Source organism: Oenococcus sp. (assembly GCF_047725585.1).
Lineage (GTDB): Bacteria > Bacillota > Bacilli > Lactobacillales > Lactobacillaceae > Oenococcus > Oenococcus kitaharae_A.
This window is the reverse complement of sequence record NZ_JBDNNF010000006.1, coordinates 75,187-95,679: the sequence shown is the minus strand read 5'-3', so window position 1 is coordinate 95,679 and position 20,493 is coordinate 75,187. Positions and strand designations below refer to the sequence as shown.

Genomic DNA, 20,493 nt, shown 5'->3' with positions numbered 1-20,493 from the left:
CAGGTCTTTTTTTATGTTCTCATATGAAAACGATTTGATCGATTAGCAACCCTAAGAATTGCATTAGTAATGGGTTTGCGATCAATTTGTTCAATCATTCGTTCGTCCAAATTACCACGATCAATCATGGCGTAAACACCGCAAACAAAAGCCAAAATGGTCTGACGCTGTTTTGAAAAAGTCTTAACAGCCAATCGAATCGCATCCTTTAGATTATCCGTTGAAAACAGAACCCAATAAACATTTTCCAAGGTATGAATCGCGTTGCCATTATGAATCAAATCATCGGCTTTCAAATTCGCCATATCCGGCATATTCATGCGTGCAAAATTAATCAGGTCCGGCTGAAAAATACTTCGTTGAGAATAATACTCATAAGTAATCGCAATCGAATTTTCAAGAGCCTGATTTAATGATTCTTTTCCTAAAATCTGTGAGATCAAAAAAGAAACCATCCCCGCCGACATCATGGCCGCTGGATAATTATTGGTCAAAGAAACCATATTATGAATCGAAGCCATAGACTTCTCATCATTAATAAAGCTGGAACCAATTCGTGCAGTTTCGTAAAACGCAATCGGCATGACGCGGATCAGGATATTCTCATCGTCCACAGCTGGATCAGTTGTACCAATGCTATCCAAATCACGTGTTAACTCAAAATCGATAATCGATTGGATCTCAGTCTCAAAACGATCAGTCTGCAGTGTATTTGTCATCGAGAATTGGCCATTGCGCCACCATTCGGAAAAATTATGCATCACGTTAGCACGTGTGTAACCCAACGAAATCGCTCGGGCAATCGCCAAAGTAAGGCCGGTCGTTGGTGTCCAGACAAAATCAAAATCAGCCTGAGACAGATCAAAATCAGCCTTCATGGCATTGTGAGTGTTTCGTTTGCTGAGATTACCCAAGGCATCACCAATGGCAATCCCGTAAAGCAATCTTCCAATTGTTGATAATCTTTTTGCCATTATTGTTTAGGCTTAGGCATCACATCCTGCCAGAAAGCATTATAAATACCTGCAGCAGCCCTTTGTACATTTCCAAATCTATCCAATTTGTCGCCAGGGAAAGCTAGAGCAAGCGCAAATGGTGCAGAAGGCGAATACATAATTAAGGTATCGTTTTGAGTTTGCTGGCCATTCGTAAACGTTTCGGCAGTTCCTGTCTTGGCGGCGACTTTCGGCGTTAACGCATGTAACAAACTTCCACCGGTATTATAAGGACTTGAACCGTTTGCAACATCCCACATGCCGCCCTTGATCACATCCCATTGTGCCGGCGTCAAATGAACACTGCCTTGAATATTAGGGCGGATGCTGCTGGCGACTGATGGTTTTGTCCCGTTTCTTCCTGATTTCAGTACAGAGGAGACTACTTGAGGCTGAACTAAATACCCTCCGTTAGCAACCACACTGGCAAAACGGGCCATTTGAATGACTGAATAGGTATCATATTGACCAAAAGCTTCATCGATAAACGATGTCGCCTGAGGCCCTGTAATTCGTCCGCGATATCCTGGCGTTTCTCCTGGCAGATCAATGCCCGTGCGGCTGCCCAGACCAAATTGGCCAAAGCCATTACGCATCCGCTGCCAGATTGTTGGGCTTACAGGCAAACGCATCCCTTGCGAATAAGGTGTGCCGTTCATTTTTAAGGCTAACTGAACCATGTAAGTGTTTGAGGAGTTTTCCAATGCTTGACGAGCATCGAGCGGAATCTTACGGCCACTTGGGTTGAAGTAAGAAAAAATCGGATTACTGGCGGCTAATCTAATCGCCTGATCATCCTGGGTCGAGCTCTGCGGTGTAATAATACCAGCCTGCAGTGCTGTGGCAACCATGGCCGGCTTGACAGCTGACCCCATAACGATCGGATCCTGAATGACAGCCATATCATTTTGAGTCAAAGCGCCTGTTTGATTGTTGCGATCCCAACCAGCCATCGCATAAATACCGCCTGTATAGGGATTCATTACCACGCCATACCCGCCGGTGGATAGATCACCCAAAATATTGCTTTTAATAATATTGGCGACATCATTTTGAAATTTTGCATTAATTGTCAGCTGCAGATTATGCCCTGCCTGCCCTTGCTGAATGACTCGGCTGCCGACAATCTGGTTCTGATTGTTCGTGGTCAAACGCGTCTGCCGGCTGATGCCGCGTAAAGTCTGCTCATATTGCATCTCAATACCGGAAATACCGACATTATCCGCGCGTGAATAGCCTTGAGAGAGAAAAGTATTAACACGTGTTTCTGGAAGTCCGTTAGAGCCTGATAGATTGCCTAAAACAGTTCTCAAAGCCTGCTGATGAGGATAGTCTCTGACCCATCCTTGATTAATCCGAATGCCGGGAAATTCAGCTAGGCGTTCCCCAATCTCAGAAATTTCTTTATCACTGACATTATCGGATTTAATCGTCCCGGTAGTTAAATTGGTCGTTTGCATCATTCTCGTATAGATCGCAACGCTATTTTGCTCGCTAGCTGGCAAAGAAAAATTCTGTTTCACTAAATATTTAACTTCCCTTTGATAAACTTGCGCATTACTGAGCTTGTTCAAACGACGCGTGGAAAGTTTTAAGTTTTTGATTGTCCGCTTATTATTCCTGGCATTAGCCAAGTAATAATCAATCTGCTGGCGCTGTGTCACATTATGCGCACCAAGAGCTAAATATTGAGAAAGACGGCCAGCAGTTTTATAAATTTCGCTCGCCGAAATCTGCGGCAGCCTTTCAAAACTGACGGATGGAATCGAGCGGTTGCCTACCAAAAGCTGGCCCGTAGAGTCATAAATCAGTCCTCTGGGCGCTTCGGTGGTTTCAACCGTTGTATCGGTACGGTTAATCATTGCCAGATAGCTATTGCCAGAAACAAGCGTCAGCATAGCCAGCCTGACAACCAGCGTGGCTAGCAAAAAGGCACTCAATCCTAAAAGAATGTTTAATCTGGTCGGAATAATCGAGCGGTTGTCCTGACGATTGTTTTTTTTATTAAAATTTTGGAATTCAGGTTTGTTTATCACTTTTTAAGGTCCAAATAAGTCGCAATTTTATTGTATCATCGTAAGATAAGTTATAGTTAATGCCTGAAAAAATCCGAAAATTTGTTTCAAATCACTATCTGCTAAGTTTTGCGCTGCCCTTTTTGATCATGCTTTTTTATTTCGCATATCGAAAGATGGCGCCCTTTGGCAATAGCTCTATTTTAACAGTCGACTTGGGTCAGCAGTACATCGATATGTTTTCCGGCATGCGAGAAACCATCCTGCATCAGCCGCAACAGATTTTCTATAGTTTTGGTAAAAATTTTGGCGGCGAGATGTTTTCCGAGTGGGCTTATTACTTATTCAGCCCATCGAACCTGCTGCTTTTATTTTTTAGCCAGGCGAACTTGCCGATCGGTATTCTATTCTTAACCGTTCTGCGCTTTGGGCTCGCAGGGCTGAGCATGCAGTTTTTACTGGTCAGACAAAACTTTGCCGAAAAACGGGTAGCTTTACTTTTTTCATGTGCTTACGCGCTATCCGGGTGGATGGTTGCCAACCAGGTTAATCTGCTCTGGCAGGATCAAATCATCCTCCTCCCGCTGATTGTCTATTGGGCCATTGAATTGCTCAATAAGGGCCGGTACCTGCCCTTTACATTAATTTTCGCTTTTGCGATTATTGATAATTTTTACATTGCTTATATGATCGGTATTTTTCTTTTGCTGTTCCCTCTCTGGCAATTAAGCCGCGGCCAAGCGGACATACGTTTCAAATTCCGGCGCTGGCTGCTTTTTATGTCCTCGCTGCTTATGTCAGTCTTGGCTGCTGCGATCGTATTGATACCAACAGCCTTCCAGCTTCTTCAGGGCAAAGGACAGGATATTCTGACGCAAATCAATTGGGGCTTGATTGCCAAACCTTACCTGCTGCCTTTCAAACTAATACCCGGGTCCTTTAATTTTGATGAAATGAAAACAGGCCAGGCAAATATTTTCATTCCCTTTATGGCTGTCATCGCTTTTGCAGCCTATTTTTCTCTTCAAAGAGAAAAAAGAAGCGCCAAAATAGCTGGATTTTTAATCACAGCTTTGTATTTAACGAGTTTTGTCTGGCAGCCGTTGAATATTTTGTTTCACATGATGCAGTTTCCTGTTTGGTATCCCTATAGATACAGTTTTATCGCGATTTTCTTTGTGCTGCTGCTGGGATCAATCGCCTTTGAAAGACAGCAGCGCGCTCACCTAAGCAGTTTTATAATCAGCCTGGCCGCGATTGTTTTTATTGCCGGCCTCGCTTTTAGAATTTACAAACAAGCCGATTACCTAACGCTGAATCAAATTTATCTCTTCATCTTCCTTGCCTTATCAGGTTTATTTGTCTATTTGATCAAGCGATTTGTCGAGAAGGATTTTTGGGCTTACCTGGCTTTGCTAGTTTCACTGACCAGCTTGGCCTTAAACGCTTACATGTCAACAAACAACTTCAGCTATTTGACTGATACAGAATATCGCCGCACAGTTACAGCAATTAGGCAAGGCACTAGTTTGCTGCCAAAGCAGTCTTTCTATAGAGTCGGGCAGACTTTTTCACGCACAAGAGGCGATGCTTTTGCCGGCGGGTATAACGGCGGCATGCATTTTGCTTCGACAGTCGACAAACAAACACCCGCCTTATTTGGTGCTTTTGGGCAAGTGGCTGGCGATTACTATGCCTCATATTCCTACGGCACCATTATTACCGATGCGATCTTTAATATGCGCTACTTTATTGCGCCCGTATACGGCGGCTCCGATGAAAACGGGTCACCAAGACGCATGGCAAACTCTTATCGGCCGGATCTGACCAGCTATCGTCTGCTGCGCAGCCAGGATCAAGTCATGACTGTACAAAATCAAAATGCTTTACCAATTGCCTTTACCAGTCCTGCATCAGTTCTCAAAAGTCAGATTTTCAATCAGAGCCCTATGCAAACGACAGCTTCCTTGTGGCAGGGGCTGACTGGCAGCAACAATTTCATGCGGGCTAACGTTCCCTTCAATTTTCGGACAGAAAATCTGACAAAGGTCAGTGACCTCGTTGGACAGACTGTCGAGAAGACGGACAAAAGTAAAGATGGCGCTGTGTATTTAACTTTCACGCCTCAAGACGATGACGCTTACTATCTGACGCTGCCAACCACCTTTGCTAATGACAACGTTTGGATCACAGTTAATGGTGAAACAATTCCGCAATATAGTGACCGCCGTGATGTCGTTGCCCTAAATGTTGCCAATCATGATAAAAATTTTTCCGTCACTATCGGCATCCATCTTCGTCAGTCAAGACTGTTTATCAGTAATCTGATTCTCTATGCATTGAATAATCAGCAAGTGGCAAATGCGGCCAAACAAATTCAAGGGCGAGCGATGCAAGGCCTTAAATTCAATCAGACTCATTTGAGCGGCTGGATTAAGGCTGATAAACAGCATCCGATTTTAATGACAAGTATCCCCAGTGCCGCTGGTTGGAAAATTCGAGTCGACGGCCAATTAGTTCGCACGCACCGGATAGATGAGTATTTTCTCGGGGCTTCCATCCAGCCAGGCCGTCACCGGATTGAAATTTATTTTCAAGAGCCGTACTTCAAAATCGCAGCCTTAATCAGTCTGGTGACGTTGATTGCAATACTATTTGTCCCACTGTTTTTCACACATAGAAAGCGCTTTGTCATTGACTAAAAAGAATTTGAATTTACTATTGACAGTGAGTTAACGTGTGGTACGCTGGTTTTGCTGTAAATTTTGAAAGGATATAGATATGGCAGAAGAAAAAACATACCCCATGACTGCTGAAGGTCTTGCAAAACTTCAAGCAGAACTTGACGATTTAATTAAAAATAAGCGTCCAGCAATTACCAGCAGGATCCAGGAAGCTCGTGCTTTTGGCGATCTGTCCGAGAATTCGGAATATCAATCAGCTAAAGATGAACAGGCTTTTGTTGAAGGACGAGTTATACAGTTGCAGCAGATGATTCAGTTTGCCGAAGTCATTGATACCAATTCGGTCTCAAAGAGTATCCTAACTCTTGGCAAGACGGTCTCATTCAAAGAAGTACCTGATGGTGAAGAAGAAAGTTATACAATTGTCGGGTCCGCAGAATCCGACCCGATGTCCGGCAAAATCTCAAACGATTCTCCTATGGGCAAAGCGCTATTGAATCACAAGACTGGCGATACAGTCGAAATACCTTTACCTGGCAATAATTCAATGACCGTTAAAATCACTCGTGTTGGCAAAGCTAAATAATTTTGAAAAAAGGTATGAGAAAATTGGTTCTCATACCTTTTTTATTCATGCAGCTCAATCGGCAGTCCATCCGGATCAGTGAAGAAGACCATTTTTTCACCAGTGAAACTGTCATGACGAATTTCCTGTACTGCTATTCCTTGAGATTTAAGCTCGGCAACGATATCTTCTATATGATTCACCGTGAAAGCTAAATGGCGAAGACCGGTCGCTTCAGGATATGAAGGTCGTTTCGGTGCATTTGGTTTGATGAAAATTTCCAAACGAAGGCCATTTTTCACGAGATTTAAAATAATATCGTGTTTTTCCGGCCGGTCATGCCGACTGGCAATTTCAAAACCAAGCTTGTCAACATAAAAATCTTTGCTTTGAGCCAGATCGGTCGCAATAATCGCAATATGATTAACACCGATAAAATTCATATTTCCTATCCTTTATGAATCATACTGATTCAACTTGTAATTTTCGATGATCGCCACAATTTTTTGAGCATAATCCGGATCTGTAGCATAGCCGTCTTTAACCAAAGCTGCTGCAGCATCGCGATAATTACCCGATGCTAAGACATCTTTAAACTGTGAGGCGTTCAAATTGGTACCATTACGAATGAATTGCGCATGTGCCAGCATACCTGCCTGCCAGTTAGCATAAACGGCAAAGCGATCCTTTTCTGTCACCCATTTACCGTTTAGATATTCGCGTGTCGACATTTCGACGCTTTTCTGGCTGCCCTGCGCTTTAATCCCGTAATAGTTGTTATATTTCGAGGCCAGTGTGCTAGTGCCCCATTGTGATTCCAGAATCGTCTGCGCCAGGTTAATTGATGCCAAAACCCGATATTGTCCCTGCAATTGACGCGCATAAGGCGCCCTTTTTTCAATAAACAACTTACGATAAACTTCCGTGTTGGGCCCTTCTAACAAACGTGCGTATATTTGCGACATCGTTTGAGAGCGCTGCAGATAATAGTCACCTGCCTGCAGGCCATTACCACCGCGAGTCAAAGCATAACGGGAAAAATCAAGTTCCGTACGAACCAATCCGGCTTTTTTAAGCCCTCTGGCAATGTCTTGAACCGTGGAGCCTTGACGAATTCTGACCAGATGATAACTCTGGTCACTAGGATTGATCGCCGAATAAGCTTCTCGCAATTGACTTGCTTGAATTCTGTTATAGACATACGAGCCAAAAATAATGATTAATACAAGTGTTATTAGGAAAAAAATCATGTATTGGAGGGGTGAACGCCTTTTTTGGCGTGGGCGTCTTGAGGATCTGTTTCTTCTTTTCTGCATACTTATCATATTTTAAACGTTTTTAATTAAATTAAAAAAACAGACCCATTGCAGATCTGTTTCTTAAATTTTAAAATTGGTCAATCAGTAATTTTCTAATCTCAGTCAAGCTTGGCTGGCGCGGATTGCCGGCTGTGCACTGGTCATCATAAACAAGATCCACCAAGTTATCCAATGACTGCTCAAAGCGCTTTTTTTCAACACCATTACCGCTTAAAGTGATATCCACATCCAAAGCATCAGTCAATTCCTTGATCTTCGCAATCAGTTTTTCAACCAATTCAGCATCATCTTTACCTGTTAGGCCGATGTGACGTGCAATATCGGCATAATCTTTCTGAGCTGTGTAAACTTCATAACGTGGGAAAGGTGTCCGCTTAACGTTGCCTGTTACAGCATTAAAACGAATCACATGCGGCATTGCGATACTGATAGCCAAGCCATGAGGCAGACCGAACTCACCGCCAGTTTTATGTGCCAAGGAGTGGTTCAGCCCTAAGAAGGCGTTTCCAAATGACATACCGGCAAGCGTCGAAGCATAATGCATCTTGCCGCGTGCCTGTGTGCCGCGATTCGTCGGGTGTTTTGGATCATAGTTGTAAGAATCGACCAGGTTTTCAAAAATCAATTTGATCGCCTGTAGCGCCCAAGGTCGTGTGAATTCAGAACTCATGACTGATACATACGATTCGAGCGAGTGAGATAAAGTATCCAGGCCAGACAAAGCAACTGTTCGCTTTGGCACGGTCATAACCAATTCCGGATCAACGATGGCGACTTGCGGTGTTAATTCATAATCGGCTAATGGGTATTTCACATGCGTTTCATCATCAGTAATAACCGAGAAAGGCGTCACTTCAGAACCAGTTCCGGAAGTCGTTGGAATCGCAACCAACTGTGTCAGATTCTGATGTTCGAATTTAACGATTCGCTTGCGAATATCCATGAATTTCTGCTGCAGGCCCTTAAACAAGTCTTTAATTGCATCATTATCATCAAGAAAATCGTCCTGACCTGATTGCTGTGCATATTCATACAGAAAACGTGAAATTTTAGCAACATCCAAAGGTGATCCGCCGCCTAGCGCAATGACAGTATCAGGCTGGAATTCCTGCATCTGCTTGGCGATCTGAACGGCCTGGCTCAAATAGGGATCAGCCTGTACAGAACTGTAAATGCTGGTCTTGACTTGATCGTTTCTCAAGGCAAACTGTTCCAAGACGCGATCGACAAAACCGTACTTGACCATCGAATGTCCTGTCACGATAAAGGCACGATCAACTTTTGGCAATTCCTGCAGATAAGTGATGGCGTTTCTCTCGTAGTAAATGTCCTTTGGCAGACGTACCCATTGCGGCCGATTACGGCGTCGTGCAACAGTTTTAATGTTCAGCAAATCATAAGTAGACAAGTTATGCGACAACGAATTCTTCCCCCAAGATCCTGTTCCTAACGTCAGACTAGGACGCAATGCATCTGTATAAATATCGCCAACACCACCAATTGAATCAGGCTGATTAACAAGAATCCGAGAGACATTGATAGCGTCCGCATATTCTTTAACGAAAGGATCGTCTTGTGTGCCGATTTGGATCGCCGCATTATGGCCGGCACCTTGGTAAGCCAATAAACGCTGAACAACTTTAATACCTTCTTGACGGTCCTGAACTTTGTAGATTGAAAGCAGAGGACTCAGTTTTTCTGAAGAAAGTTTCTCGCCAATGTTATTTTGGTCGAGTTCAAACAAAAGAACATCTTTGCCTTCTGGCAGGTTGATACCGGATTTTTCAGCAATCCAGCGGCCGCTCATACCAGCAACCGGGCCGTTGACACCATGCTTATCATTGAAAACAAAATCAGCGACTTTTTTATAGTCATTTTTCGGCACCAGATAAGCGCCTTTTTGCTGCATTAGTTCCATAAATTCATCATAAACAGATGCTTCAATCACAGCTGAGTTCTCAGTGGCACAAATCATACCGTTATCAAAGCGCTTAGACAAAAGCAGGTCCTCAACCGCACGGCGGACACGAGCGGTGTGGTCGATAAATATGGCACCATTACCAGCACCGACACCCATTGACGGATTACCTGAAGTGAGGGCCGCGTGCACCATGGCAGGACCCCCTGTCGCTAAAATAGAGGCAATACCAGGATTCTGCATCAAGGCTGTCGTATTTTCTAGTGAAGGCGTTTCGATCCACTGAATAAAGTTCTTAGGTGCACCTGCTTTGCGAGCTGCCTGATAAACAATTTCTGCAGCAGCCACCGAGGACTTTTGTGCCTGAGGATGGAAAGCAAAAATAATCGTGTTGCGTGTTTTAGCTGTCAGCAAGGACTTAAAAATAGTCGTCGAAGTTGGATTGGTTGTCGGCACAATTCCGGCAAGAATGCCAAGAGGTGCAGCCAAATTGACTTTTCCGGTAACGGGATCCTCGTCAATGACGCCAACTGTTTTATCGTTTTTAATCGCATTGTAAACTGATTCGGATGCGAAACGATTCTTTGTATCCTTATCCTCGACAATGCCACGTCCAGTCTCGTTATAGGCAAAATGTGCCAGTTCCAAAGAATGCTCTGAGCCGGCCAAGGCCATAGCCGCGACAATCTGGTCAACTTGTTTTTGTGTATAAGATGAAAATTCCAGTAAAGCCTGTTTGGACTTATCAACAAGCTCTTGAATGTACTGCGCAGCCAAATCCTTTTTAGCCTGAATTTCTTCTGGAGTCAGCTGTTTCTTAGTGATTTTTTTAGTTTCAACTGCCATCAGTTCTCCTTTTGTAATAAGCCCGATCTCATAAACAACTTTGTGAACTTATTAACATTATTAGTGTAAAACTTCACAACTATAATGTCAAGTAAAAAGATAATAAAAAAACGCCCGAAGACGTTTTTCTTTATTTCATCAAATTTTGAACATCACGCGCAATTTCCAGCTCCTCGTTGGTTGGAATCAGAAAAGCCGTAATCGAGGAATCGGGTTGTGTAATCGCTGTCTGAACCCCATGCTGATCATTAGCTTTTTCATCCAATTTGACACCAAGAAAAGCCAATTTTTCCAAAATCATCTTGCGAATCGGCACAGAATTCTCACCAATACCGGCTGTAAAGACCAAAGCATCAACACCCTGAAGCTCGAAATAGTATTGTGCAATATAATTAACAACACGATTAACGAACATATTAACAGCTAATCGAGCATGTTCATTAGTATCATAAACGTCGAGCAAATCGCGCATATCGCTAGATAAAGTAGAAATACCAAGCAAGCCGGACTTATGATTCAGAATATCCAGCATCTGCTGATCAGACAGCCCTTCTTTGCCTTTCACATAATTAACCAGCGATACATCGACATCCCCTGACCGCGTCGCCATAATTAATCCAGCTAACGGAGAGAATCCCATCGAGGTGTCCAAGGATTTTCCGTCTTTGATCGCTGTAACTGATGCGCCGGCGCCAAGATGCATCGTAATCAGCTTCAAACTTTCAAGCGGTTTGTGCAGCATTTGAGCGGCCTGCTCGGCCACATATTTATGTGAAGTACCATGTGCCCCGTATTTGCGAACACCATACTTCGTGTAATACTCATATGGAACTGCGTATAAATAGTTTTCCTTAGGCATCGTCTGATGGAAAGCCGTATCAAAAACGGCCACTTCGACAGCGTTAGGAATAATTTTAGAAAAAGCTTTAATTCCCAATGCATTGGCTGGGTTATGCAACGGCGCGTAGGCTGCCAAACGTTCAATTTTCTTCAGGACTTCATCATCAATAAGGACAGACTTGTTGAACCATTCGCCACCGGCCACAATACGGTGGCCAATTCCTTTAATCTCATCAAAATCCTTCACAATACCCAAATCTTTAAATTGAGCAAGCGTAAAGTTAATCGCCTCTTCATGGTTTGAAAAAGCATGACGAGACTTATGTTTGTCCCCTTGGAATTTAATTGATACATTATCATCTTGGCTAAGGTCAACACCGATACGCTCGATCATGCCTTCGGCGATGACTTTTTCTTCCGGCATGTCCATTAATTTGAACTTTAATGACGATGAACCAGCGTTAACAGATAAAATTTTTGTCATAAAACCTCACAAATTCTCCTTTTTCCATGTCTTTAGCTGCGAAACAAATTTGGAAAAATCTTCTTTATTTGAAAGCTCCGGAATTTGAGCAAGCAAAATCCGGGCAACTACCTTTTCATTATCCACTTTTCGGCGAAGAATGAGAAAACTTGAAGCCATTTCAGCATGTTTAAAAAGCCCGTTTGGCAATTTAATAATCGACAGCAATTCCAACTCCGGATGACTTTTAAGCATCAATGGTAGCACGCCTGACTGCAGATCTACATTGTCAGCCAAAATAATCGCTGCTTGTCCAGGCTGGAATTGAGACAGATAAATTAAGCTATCCAACTCTTTTGCAAAATCAATTCCCAATAATCGGCTGACAATTAATTTACTAGCATTTGACTCAGCAGGTGTAAAGTCAAAACGATAAATCTGTGCCAAATTCAATAGTGCACTCAATACCCCTTCGTCGGCCGATTCAGCAAAAATAGGCCGCTGAAAATGACTGGCAAACTGGAAAATCAAATCTGGAAAAGCGGCCTGCGGATCAATAATGAATTGACCTGAAAGTCCGAGTTCGGATGCCACAAGCGCCATTACATCACCAATCACGGGTGGCGTCATTTTATTTGCAATGGCAAGATTATCAGAAAAGTGTTTGGCAAAAAACAGATTGCAGGCATTGACCAGATCAGTTTGATCGTAACCAGAGAAGTCCAGTGGTTGCATTTTTTTAACGATCTGACTAAATTTAGTTTCAGAAACAGGGATGTGATTATCTAATGTGCGAACAATTTCGAGCAATTTTTCTGGCTGCATACTTCAATCTTAAGGATCTTGCTCAGATTGGACAAGTTCTTCAAGTCGTTTTTCATAATAATGATCAATATTTTGCAGTGAGGCAATTTCGTTAGCATGAATCAAAAAAATACCAAGCATGATCGAGCTAATCAAAGCAATTAAAATTAAAGTAGAAAGCAAAACAAAGCTAGTCTTTGCTCGCGAGATGCCTTTTAAGCAGAAGATCAGTCTCATAGCGCTCCTTTCGAGAAAAAATAATTACAAAATGCAGTCTGCCCTGATTCTCCAGCAGTTTAAAATCACTAACACCGGAGACAATTGGCATGGTACCGCCTTGATCAGTTGTTAATTGGAGAACATTTTTGTTCAGACGAAAATATACTCTTTGGTCTTCACGACGAGCTGAGACAAAATAAATTTGGTTTCCTTGCCGATCCCACTCATACTGCCGATCGGGATTTTCCAGCTGCATCAAAGTACGCTGATAATTGATCAAATTCGCCGTTTTTTTTTCGTTTTGAACAAATTGTGATGCAAAATGAATCATAAATAGGATCAATGCAAAAACAGTTAGTGCAATCATAGTTTCGGCCAGTGTAAAGGCTGTTTGTTTATGGCTCATGTCGATAATAAATCTCCGTTAATTGTTCACGATGCTGCTTAATTTTCGTTTGTAATTCGGAAATCTGGGTCTGTTGGCGCAGCTGCAAATCAGAAATAAAGAGAATGGCCATTGCAGCTATCGTTAAAGCAAGCATCGCCTCTGCCAAAACAAAAGATTTTCTTTTAATCACGATCAGCTACCCGATAATTACCAAAACCTAATGAATAAACGAGAGAAAACCGCGGTTTTCCACGGTCATCTAAGAAGACGATACTCGTGGGTGCGACATAACCATTGGCTTTCAATGCAAGGCGGCGTGACTCGGCGTGCAATCCCTTGGGAATGACCAGCTCTCGTTTCTGCCCTTTTTGGCTAATAAAGGTGATCGTCCGATGCTTGAAAATGAAATCGACATCATGATTTTCACGTTGGGCTAAAAGCTGCGCCTGATTAAAAAAAGAGTCATAGCTTTTTAAAAATCGGGTCTGCATTTTTGCTTCAGATTCCTTCGGTACTGATAAGGCACAAAGAGCTAATGCAGCGAAGATAAACAAGACAATCACCGATTCCAGTAAAGTAAAAGATTTACTTTGTGACATTATCACCGTTAATCGTAATACCCAAAGATTGTGCCTTGGCCGCTTGCTTATCAGTCAAATAACGCCCAGAAACTAAATCAGAATAACTAACACTCGTGTCATCCGTATCGTTTTCATAAAGATTGACCTGCGTTTGAATCATCGAAACCATTGCATCAGATTGTGTATCGGCCGCTTTTTGCCTTTGCGAGTTCAAATTCGGCAATACCAGAAGCATTAATAGGCCGATAATAAACAAGACGACAGCCATTTCTATTAAAGTGAAACCGCTTTCTTTACCTCTTTTTTGTTTCATTTTCATAATTAATTTCTTCATTGATTCATTCCTCCTAAAGTTTGGTACATCGGCATCAGCATCGACAAATAAAGGAAAACAATGCCAATTCCCACCACTGCAAAACTCAGCGGCTGAATTAGTGCGATTATTTTGTCGACACTTGCCAAAAATTTTCGGTAAGTAATTTGTGAATAAGTTTTTAAATTTTTGTTTAACAACTCTGAATCAGAGCCCTGCTGGAAATAAACGGCAATCGTGCGATCCAAGAATGGCAGCTTTTGAAAATAGCCTGAAAGATTGGAACCACTCGTGAAAGTTTCAACCATTTTCTTTGCAAAATCAGCCTCTAGCGAGTCGTCCTGCGATAATGCGACCTCTTCGGCTACCTGAGCCAGCTGCAAACCTGACGACAAGAGCATTGAAAGTTGGATACTGAACTCATAATTAATCAAAAAGGCAAGTGTTTTTCCAAAGATAGGAATTTTGACCAAACTTTCCAAGCGTTTAAGACGGGGTTTGTTTTTAAAACGTCGGCAGTAGTAGAACGCTAAAAACAAGCAGGCCATCAATATGCCCCCTAACTCAAAATAGAGTAAGCCGTTCTGGGAGGTGCTATCGCTCTGATCAGTTTGCCAACTGGATAGAATTGGCAGCAGAAAGATCTTGACTACAAGCGCCATGACAGCTAACAAACAGACCAGGATAATCGGATAACGTAAAACTTGTTTAATTTTATTTTCCTGATCAAGCTGCTTTGACGAAAAATCAGCCAGTTGCAAAAGCACATCTTCTAAATGACCGTATTTGTTTGCCATACTAATCTGAAAATTTAATGATGCACTTAAATAGGGAGCGATTGCATTAGCAAAATTTTGTCCTTGTTCCAAGCTGCTGGCTAATTTCTGAATCCATATCTCGTCAGGAGAAGTTTGCTGCATAAATTGAACTGCGTGATTGATCGAATAACCAGACTGAATGAGTTGGCCGAATAGACTAAAAAATGCGACTTGTCGTTTACGAGGCAATCTTGAGATAGGCTTCATAGATTTCTTTTGAAATCCAGGAATGACGATATGCATCATCTAAATTCTCCTTCCATTTTGATGTGAAAGCTGTCATCGGCTGATCCCAGCCATCTGTAAAGAGCTGCCAATCTGCTAAAGCTGCCTGGTCACCAGATTGCGTCGGAAGCAGACGCTGATAAACTGCCAAACGCATGACGTCTTTTAACAAGACTGGATCGACATTCATTTCTAATAAACGACTGATAACGCCCAAAGACGAATTGGCATGCAGAGTGGAAAAAACCAAATGACCGCTTAAAGATGCCTGTACGGCTGCTTGGGCGGTTTGAGCATCTCGAATTTCACCAATCAGCAAAATATCTGGATGATGCCTTAAAGCCACTTTAATCAAATCCAAATAAGACATATTTGCCTCATTATTGACTTGCAGCTGCACGATTTTTTCATCTCTGATCTCAACAGGATCTTCAATGGTCAAAATCATTTTTCGATCACTCTGCTTATTTAGAAGCTGGTGAATGGTACTAGTCTTGCCAGAACCGGTAGGACCAGCCACCACAACAAGCCCCTGCTGCGGTATTGCCTTCTCCAGCTGATCGAATTGTTGGTCGATGAGCCAAGATAGTTCGTGAAAGGATTGATCATAAAGAATACGAATCACCATTGTCTCCTTGTTGGCAAAATTTCCCACCGTGGAAACGCGAAGCGACAAATTTTCTTGACCGAAAGCCATTATCATCGAGCCCACCTGAGGCCTGCGATTTTCAGCAATATTCATCTGGGCTTTGAATTTTAAAAAGCTGAAAAGTTGATCTGCTAGTTGGGAGCTGATAATACGATAGCCAATCGGCTGGCTGCCATTGTGAAACTTAATCTGGTAGCGTCCCTGTTCCGGCAGCAAATAAATGTCAGAGGCTCTTTGCTCGTAAGCAGCTTGTATCATGTGTTCAAAATATGTTTGCATTTCCGCTCCCGAAGTAGTTATACGAACTTCTTGAGCAAAATAAAAAAGCCCCGAGAGGCTTTGAGACTTTTTATATTACTTCGTTTTGATAATGGTACCGTCTTTTAAATAGTTCAGAGCATCCTGAAAATTTCGAACCGGTACCAAAACCATTTTCGGTGCGTGTTTTTTCTGAGCTTTCTGTGCTACCTGCCAATTTGTCGGTCCGCCCGTTAATTTTGCCAGTGCTTTGCTGGGCTTGACATAGGGTGCAAAAAAGACTGTCGAGCCCGCCCGTTGTGCAGCAACAATTTTTTTGTCAATACCGCCAATTTCACCAACTCTGCCCTGATCATCAATCGTGCCAGTACCGGAAATATTACGGCCTTTTTTAATATTTTCTGAAGTCAGTTGAGAATATAGCTGCAAGCTGAACATCAAACCGCCTGAAGGGCCGGAAATCTGGCCGACATTGACTGCAACAGCCGGCTGTGTCATCACATCAACATTATCAACGAGACTAATACCGATACCGCTACGGCCCTTAGGATAATCTTTGTCCTTAGTATTTGCCAGGTGTACGGTTTTCCCAGTGTAGGTCAAAATTTTACCTTGCCGCAAAACTGTCAGTTCAATCATCCTGCCCTTAGGCATATTAGCTAAATATTTTTGATAACCGCTGGCATTATTAAAGTGGCGGCCATCTATTTTAGTAATCGTATCGCCAATTCTAATTTTTTTTGCAAATCGGGAATTTTTTGCAATTGATGCTACGTAAATACCACGATAAGTGGTGTGTAGCTGATCCGCCATACCTGCAGCTTTAAAAGCGACCTGCTCAGCTGATAAAATAGCCGTCTTCATCTGATATTCGCTAATCATTGCATAAACGCGATTCGAGACACCACCTTGAATTTCTTCTCTAGGCGTAATTGAGTATGTATCATTCACACGGCTGATCAGCCAGTCTAAACGATTGGCCGGTGATAAATAGACTGACACAAGGCGAAAGGAACCCTTAGTCTGATCCCGTTGGCCGTCAACAGTCATGAAATTACGAATGTTATCAGCTTCTCCAGGTGTCTCAACATAGTCACTGGTCGGCAATAAAAGAAAGGCCGCAGCAGCAATGACCAGCAGCATGGTAGCGGCAAAACTGCATAAAATTGTAACTAATGTTTTTCTCTTCATTTAGTCTTTAACTTTATCAGTTCTGCGACATTTTCGGGAACAAAGTGACTGATGTCCGCACCAAACTTAGCAACTTCTTTTAAATTAGAGGAAGAGATATCTTGATAAACGGCTTTTGAAGGCAGCAGAACCGTCTCTATATTGCCCAAGCGGTGATTCAGCTCTGCAATGTCGCGTTCATATTCATAATCTCGGACACTGCGAATGCCGCGGACAATGACCTGTGCAGACATTTCTTTGACAAATTCAAAAGTCAGTCCGGGCATGGGCACTACCTTGACATTGCTTAAATCCATCACGTTATCTTGGATTAATTTAATCTTTTCGTCAGTGGCAAACATAGCTGCCTTATTTGTATTAATGCCAACTGCAATGATCAGTTCATCAAACAACTTAGCCGCCCGTTGGATAACATCCAAATGTCCAAATGTGAGCGGATCAAAAGATCCTGGAAATACTGCCTTAACCATTGACTTTGTCCTTCTTAAAGATCGTCAGATATGTCATACCGTAATTCTTCTGTGCCAAAACTGTAAAACCAGTCGGAAGATTGTCATTGAGCGAGCGAAAGCCATGCTCATCTGTCTCAGCTACGAGCAAAGCATCTTCGTTCAGCAGCCCGTCATCCTGCAATTGCACAACATCGTTTGCAATATGCTGTTTGGCATAGGGAGGGTCAAATACCAGCAAATCGAATTTCAGTCCCTCTTCGGCCATTTTAGTCAAAGCTTGGCTGGCTGGCAGTTTCATTATTTCAAATGCCTGAGGATTTTTTGTTGCTGCCGCATTGGCCCTAATCACATCGATCGCGGGACGAGCATGGTCAACCAAATAGGCCTTGGCATAACCTCGAGACACAGCTTCAATACCCAAAGCACCAGAACCGGCATACAAATCCAATACCAAACCAGCTTTAATATATGGTGTGATAATCGAAAAAAGCGCCTCTTTGACTTTATCGGTTGTCGGCCTTGTCAATTTAGAGGCAACCATTTTTAGACGCATACCGCGGTTTTTTCCAGCTACGACTCTCATATAACAGCTCCTGCTCTGCTTGCTTGTTTCTGCCTAGCCTGCTGACGGCTATATTCCCTAGAGACGGTGCAGGCAATTCCGACTGAGATTGAGCTTATCAGAAAAGATGACCCACCATAAGATATAAACGGAAATGTCACACCGGTCATCGGCAGTGCCCCAATAATACCACCAAGATTGACCAATGCCTGTATAAAGAAATAACTGCCAATACCATACAAAACCAAGCGACCAAAATTATTTTTAATGTGAAAAGCGATGTAAAACATTCTGCCGATCATCAGCATCAAAACAGCAACCACAAGAAACAATGCCAGTGCACCCAATTCTTCGGTAAAAATAGACATGATAAAATCAGTATTCGCTTCTGGCAGATAGCCCATTTTTTCAATTGAATTTCCCAATCCAACCCCAAAAAGCCCGCCATGAGCAATCGCATAAAAGGAATTAATCAACTGCATAGAGTAACTGCTCGAATAGGGCCAGGGATTTAAAAATATCAAAAAACGGCGAGCCTGAAAATTGCCATTTAAAAAAGAGGCCGGAAGCAGATTTAGCAAAGTCGGGAGGAAGAGATAAAGTGTTGTGATCGTTAGCAGCATGAGTGCCAGCCATTTTAAATGAACGCCGGAAGCAAAAACAATCAGCAGAATCAAGAAAAACGCAATCAAAGAGTTACCCAAATCAGGCATGATGAGTACTAAAAGCAAATTAGCTAACACAAATGCTATCTGGGAGGGTAAAAATCCAAAATATCGTTTGCCGGCGGGTGGTAGTACTACCTTTGACTGAACATTCCTATTTAACTGTCGTTCAGATTTATCCAAGCGGCGGGCAGCCAACGAAGACAAATACAAAATGACCGTAATCTTAAAAATCTCCGCCGGCTGAATATTAAAGAAAGGAAGCGCAATCCAGCCATGAGCACCCGTGCCAGCTGACCGCGAAGAAATAAACCGTGCAAATGCTAGTAAAACAAAAGTCGCACCCAAGGCTATCGAAGCCAATTTTGGTGATGCCAGCCATTTTATTTTTATGAAAAAATCAAAGATGGCAACTGTCAGTATACCCAGCAGCGCGAACAAAGACTGCCTGAACAAAAAACCGAAGGCCCCGCTTGGAAACGCAGAAGAAGCCGAGAAAACAACTAGAATACCAATCACGCTCAAAAATAAAAAAGGTCCGATGAGCAGCCAATCTATTTGTTTTAATATTTTATTCACCCATTTATTCTAACAATCGAATTTATCTTTTAAAACTGTGGCAAGATAAAATCATGAATGATTTACAGATTACGGTTTACACCGATGGCGGAAACCGCAACACAGGCAATAAATTAGGCCAGCATGTTAAAAATAATGATTTATCCGCTTGGGCTTATCTGATCAAATACCAGGATCACGAATTAACTGCCTCCGGCTTTCAGCTCGGTGCAACCAATAACGCCATGGAATTAACAGCAATTTTAGAGGCCTTCAAAAGAATTCTTGGCAACCATATATTTGATGAGAAGCCAATTCTTCTCATTAGCGACTCGCATTACGTTTTGGATCCAATGTCAAAAGGCTGGCTGAACAGCTGGATCAGAAAAGGCCAGGATCGGCCCAATCTTGCTCTCTGGCAGACACTTTATCCACTGTATATCAAATTAAAACCTCGTCTCACACTCAAGTGGGTCAAAGGACATCAAAATACCTCCGGTAACATCCGAGTGGATGAGATGCTGAATAATGAGATGGACCAGCATCATTAAGAGCAATAAAAAAAGGCCTCAGGCCAATTCTCTGGAACTTACTTTCTGAATTTATCTAGCAATCTAGCAAACCAGGACTTCGTTTCATGAACAGCTGGTTCAGCGCTTTTAACAGCCTTTTCAGCTGTTTCCTTGGCTTGATCAACAACCGGTTTAACCGTTTCGTTAACAGCCTGCACAGCTTTTTCAGAAATTCTTTCAGCTGATTTTTCAACAGCGGGCTTAACAGCTGCTGTTTTTTTGACAACTTTTTTAACCTTGGGCGCAACTGCCTTTTTTGCAGCAGCTGTTGTTTTTACGGCTGTTTTTTTACTTCTTGCAACAGATTTAACAGCTGTTTGTTTAACAGCCGTGGCAGCTTTGCTGGCCGGCTTTTTAACGGCTGCGGCCTTAGTGGCTGTTTTCTTAAGAGTTGTAGATGTCTTTGCAGGTCCTTTTTTAGCCGCTGCCGATGCCTTTTTGACCGTTGTTTTGGCAGTTGACGAGGCTTTAACGGCTGTCTTTTTAGCAGCAGTCTTCTTTACAGCAGCTTTCTTAACTGGTTCTGTAGTTTTAACAGCCGCTTTCTTAGCAGTCGTCGTTTTCTTCTCTGGCATTTTCTCTCCTTGCTAACG

At 42.6% G+C, this 20,493-nt stretch carries 21 protein-coding genes; 3 read left to right on the top strand and 18 right to left on the bottom strand.

Annotated elements, in window-relative coordinates:
* Nucleotides 1-11: 11 nt before the first annotated feature.
* On the bottom strand, nucleotides 12-974 hold the full coding sequence (locus ABF487_RS07935) for an ADP-ribosylglycohydrolase family protein (protein WP_263779152.1): 963 nt from the start codon (nucleotides 972-974) through the stop codon (nucleotides 12-14).
* Nucleotides 974-3,031: a penicillin-binding transpeptidase domain-containing protein gene (locus ABF487_RS07930; protein WP_415634970.1), complete on the bottom strand. Its 2,058-nt coding sequence runs from the start codon at nucleotides 3,029-3,031 to the stop codon at nucleotides 974-976. Before ABF487_RS07930 ends, ABF487_RS07935 begins: the two co-directional genes overlap by 1 nt.
* 59 nt (nucleotides 3,032-3,090) lie before the next feature.
* On the opposite strand from ABF487_RS07930, the gene ABF487_RS07925 reads away from it, so the two are divergent.
* Both ABF487_RS07925 and greA read left to right on the top strand, forming a co-directional pair.
* A complete protein-coding gene (locus ABF487_RS07925; protein ID WP_415634969.1) occupies nucleotides 3,091-5,712 on the top strand; it encodes a YfhO family protein in 2,622 nt (873 codons plus the stop codon).
* 79 nt (nucleotides 5,713-5,791) lie between these two features.
* Nucleotides 5,792-6,280, top strand: coding sequence for a transcription elongation factor GreA (gene greA / locus ABF487_RS07920; RefSeq protein WP_263779156.1), 489 nt, complete (start codon nucleotides 5,792-5,794; stop codon nucleotides 6,278-6,280).
* A gap of 41 nt (nucleotides 6,281-6,321) precedes the next feature.
* Here the strand turns inward: greA and ABF487_RS07915 are convergent, their stop codons facing one another.
* The 15 genes from ABF487_RS07915 to ABF487_RS07845 form a co-directional block, all read right to left on the bottom strand.
* Nucleotides 6,322-6,702 (bottom strand): VOC family protein, encoded by a 381-nt coding sequence (locus ABF487_RS07915; protein WP_415634968.1) that lies wholly within the window; start codon nucleotides 6,700-6,702, stop codon nucleotides 6,322-6,324.
* Between the two features lie 12 nt (nucleotides 6,703-6,714).
* Nucleotides 6,715-7,431 (bottom strand): glycoside hydrolase family 73 protein, encoded by a 717-nt coding sequence (locus ABF487_RS07910; RefSeq protein WP_415625407.1) that lies wholly within the window; start codon nucleotides 7,429-7,431, stop codon nucleotides 6,715-6,717.
* A gap of 214 nt (nucleotides 7,432-7,645) precedes the next feature.
* A complete protein-coding gene (adhE, locus tag ABF487_RS07905; protein WP_263779159.1) occupies nucleotides 7,646-10,342 on the bottom strand; it encodes a bifunctional acetaldehyde-CoA/alcohol dehydrogenase in 2,697 nt (898 codons plus the stop codon).
* 130 nt (nucleotides 10,343-10,472) lie between these two features.
* Nucleotides 10,473-11,666, bottom strand: coding sequence for an acetate/propionate family kinase (locus tag ABF487_RS07900; RefSeq protein WP_263779160.1), 1,194 nt, complete (start codon nucleotides 11,664-11,666; stop codon nucleotides 10,473-10,475).
* Between the two features lie 6 nt (nucleotides 11,667-11,672).
* Nucleotides 11,673-12,470: a DNA methyltransferase gene (locus tag ABF487_RS07895; protein ID WP_415634967.1), complete on the bottom strand. Its 798-nt coding sequence runs from the start codon at nucleotides 12,468-12,470 to the stop codon at nucleotides 11,673-11,675.
* Nucleotides 12,471-12,639: 169 nt separating this feature from the next.
* A complete protein-coding gene (locus ABF487_RS07890) occupies nucleotides 12,640-13,074 on the bottom strand; it encodes a competence type IV pilus minor pilin ComGF (protein WP_263779163.1) in 435 nt (144 codons plus the stop codon).
* Nucleotides 13,064-13,246, bottom strand: coding sequence for a hypothetical protein (locus ABF487_RS07885; RefSeq protein WP_415634966.1), 183 nt, complete (start codon nucleotides 13,244-13,246; stop codon nucleotides 13,064-13,066). Before ABF487_RS07885 ends, ABF487_RS07890 begins: the two co-directional genes overlap by 11 nt.
* The gene (locus ABF487_RS07880; protein ID WP_415634965.1) at nucleotides 13,239-13,655 is read right to left on the bottom strand and encodes a type II secretion protein; all 417 of its coding nucleotides are present in this window, start codon (nucleotides 13,653-13,655) and stop codon (nucleotides 13,239-13,241) included. Before ABF487_RS07880 ends, ABF487_RS07885 begins: the two co-directional genes overlap by 8 nt.
* On the bottom strand, nucleotides 13,642-13,971 hold the full coding sequence (gene comGC, locus ABF487_RS07875; RefSeq protein WP_263779166.1) for a competence type IV pilus major pilin ComGC: 330 nt from the start codon (nucleotides 13,969-13,971) through the stop codon (nucleotides 13,642-13,644). The genes ABF487_RS07880 and comGC overlap by 14 nt, the downstream gene beginning before the upstream one ends.
* Entirely contained in the window at nucleotides 13,968-15,014 is a 1,047-nt protein-coding gene (locus tag ABF487_RS07870) for a type II secretion system F family protein (protein ID WP_263779168.1), read from the bottom strand. Before ABF487_RS07870 ends, comGC begins: the two co-directional genes overlap by 4 nt.
* Complete coding sequence (comGA, locus tag ABF487_RS07865) at nucleotides 14,947-15,921, bottom strand: competence type IV pilus ATPase ComGA (protein ID WP_415634964.1); 975 nt, start codon at nucleotides 15,919-15,921, stop codon at nucleotides 14,947-14,949. The genes ABF487_RS07870 and comGA overlap by 68 nt, the downstream gene beginning before the upstream one ends.
* Before the next feature lie 75 nt (nucleotides 15,922-15,996).
* On the bottom strand, nucleotides 15,997-17,091 hold the full coding sequence (locus ABF487_RS07860; protein ID WP_415625398.1) for a SepM family pheromone-processing serine protease: 1,095 nt from the start codon (nucleotides 17,089-17,091) through the stop codon (nucleotides 15,997-15,999).
* Complete coding sequence (coaD, locus tag ABF487_RS07855) at nucleotides 17,088-17,561, bottom strand: pantetheine-phosphate adenylyltransferase (protein WP_415626119.1); 474 nt, start codon at nucleotides 17,559-17,561, stop codon at nucleotides 17,088-17,090. Before coaD ends, ABF487_RS07860 begins: the two co-directional genes overlap by 4 nt.
* On the bottom strand, nucleotides 17,554-18,126 hold the full coding sequence (gene rsmD, locus ABF487_RS07850; protein ID WP_415634963.1) for a 16S rRNA (guanine(966)-N(2))-methyltransferase RsmD: 573 nt from the start codon (nucleotides 18,124-18,126) through the stop codon (nucleotides 17,554-17,556). The genes coaD and rsmD overlap by 8 nt, the downstream gene beginning before the upstream one ends.
* Nucleotides 18,123-19,349: an FtsW/RodA/SpoVE family cell cycle protein gene (locus ABF487_RS07845; RefSeq protein WP_415634962.1), complete on the bottom strand. Its 1,227-nt coding sequence runs from the start codon at nucleotides 19,347-19,349 to the stop codon at nucleotides 18,123-18,125. The genes rsmD and ABF487_RS07845 overlap by 4 nt, the downstream gene beginning before the upstream one ends.
* A gap of 53 nt (nucleotides 19,350-19,402) precedes the next feature.
* Between ABF487_RS07845 and ABF487_RS07840 the strand changes: the two genes are divergently transcribed.
* Nucleotides 19,403-19,879, top strand: coding sequence for a ribonuclease H family protein (locus ABF487_RS07840; RefSeq protein ID WP_415634961.1), 477 nt, complete (start codon nucleotides 19,403-19,405; stop codon nucleotides 19,877-19,879).
* Between the two features lie 38 nt (nucleotides 19,880-19,917).
* On the opposite strand, the gene ABF487_RS07835 is transcribed toward ABF487_RS07840, so the two are convergent.
* Entirely contained in the window at nucleotides 19,918-20,475 is a 558-nt protein-coding gene (locus tag ABF487_RS07835) for a hypothetical protein (protein WP_415634960.1), read from the bottom strand.
* Between the last annotated feature and the right edge of the window lie 18 nt (nucleotides 20,476-20,493).

Excerpts from the sequence above, each read along its gene's own strand:
- ABF487_RS07935 (WP_263779152.1), bottom strand. The coding sequence starts at position 974 with ATGGCAAAAAGATTATCAACAATTGGAAGATTGCTTTACGGGATTGCC.
- ABF487_RS07925 (WP_415634969.1), top strand. The coding sequence starts at position 3,091 with ATGCCTGAAAAAATCCGAAAATTTGTTTCAAATCACTATCTGCTAAGT.
- greA (WP_263779156.1), top strand. The coding sequence starts at position 5,792 with ATGGCAGAAGAAAAAACATACCCCATGACTGCTGAAGGTCTTGCAAAA.
- ABF487_RS07915 (WP_415634968.1), bottom strand. The coding sequence starts at position 6,702 with ATGAATTTTATCGGTGTTAATCATATTGCGATTATTGCGACCGATCTG.
- adhE (WP_263779159.1), bottom strand. The coding sequence starts at position 10,342 with ATGGCAGTTGAAACTAAAAAAATCACTAAGAAACAGCTGACTCCAGAA.
- ABF487_RS07900 (WP_263779160.1), bottom strand. The coding sequence starts at position 11,666 with ATGACAAAAATTTTATCTGTTAACGCTGGTTCATCGTCATTAAAGTTC.
- ABF487_RS07895 (WP_415634967.1), bottom strand. The coding sequence starts at position 12,470 with ATGCAGCCAGAAAAATTGCTCGAAATTGTTCGCACATTAGATAATCAC.
- ABF487_RS07890 (WP_263779163.1), bottom strand. The coding sequence starts at position 13,074 with ATGAGCCATAAACAAACAGCCTTTACACTGGCCGAAACTATGATTGCA.
- ABF487_RS07880 (WP_415634965.1), bottom strand. The coding sequence starts at position 13,655 with ATGTCACAAAGTAAATCTTTTACTTTACTGGAATCGGTGATTGTCTTG.
- comGC (WP_263779166.1), bottom strand. The coding sequence starts at position 13,971 with ATGAAGAAATTAATTATGAAAATGAAACAAAAAAGAGGTAAAGAAAGC.
- ABF487_RS07870 (WP_263779168.1), bottom strand. The coding sequence starts at position 15,014 with ATGATGCATATCGTCATTCCTGGATTTCAAAAGAAATCTATGAAGCCT.
- comGA (WP_415634964.1), bottom strand. The coding sequence starts at position 15,921 with ATGCAAACATATTTTGAACACATGATACAAGCTGCTTACGAGCAAAGA.
- ABF487_RS07860 (WP_415625398.1), bottom strand. The coding sequence starts at position 17,091 with ATGAAGAGAAAAACATTAGTTACAATTTTATGCAGTTTTGCCGCTACC.
- coaD (WP_415626119.1), bottom strand. The coding sequence starts at position 17,561 with ATGGTTAAGGCAGTATTTCCAGGATCTTTTGATCCGCTCACATTTGGA.
- rsmD (WP_415634963.1), bottom strand. The coding sequence starts at position 18,126 with ATGAGAGTCGTAGCTGGAAAAAACCGCGGTATGCGTCTAAAAATGGTT.
- ABF487_RS07840 (WP_415634961.1), top strand. The coding sequence starts at position 19,403 with ATGAATGATTTACAGATTACGGTTTACACCGATGGCGGAAACCGCAAC.
- ABF487_RS07835 (WP_415634960.1), bottom strand. The coding sequence starts at position 20,475 with ATGCCAGAGAAGAAAACGACGACTGCTAAGAAAGCGGCTGTTAAAACT.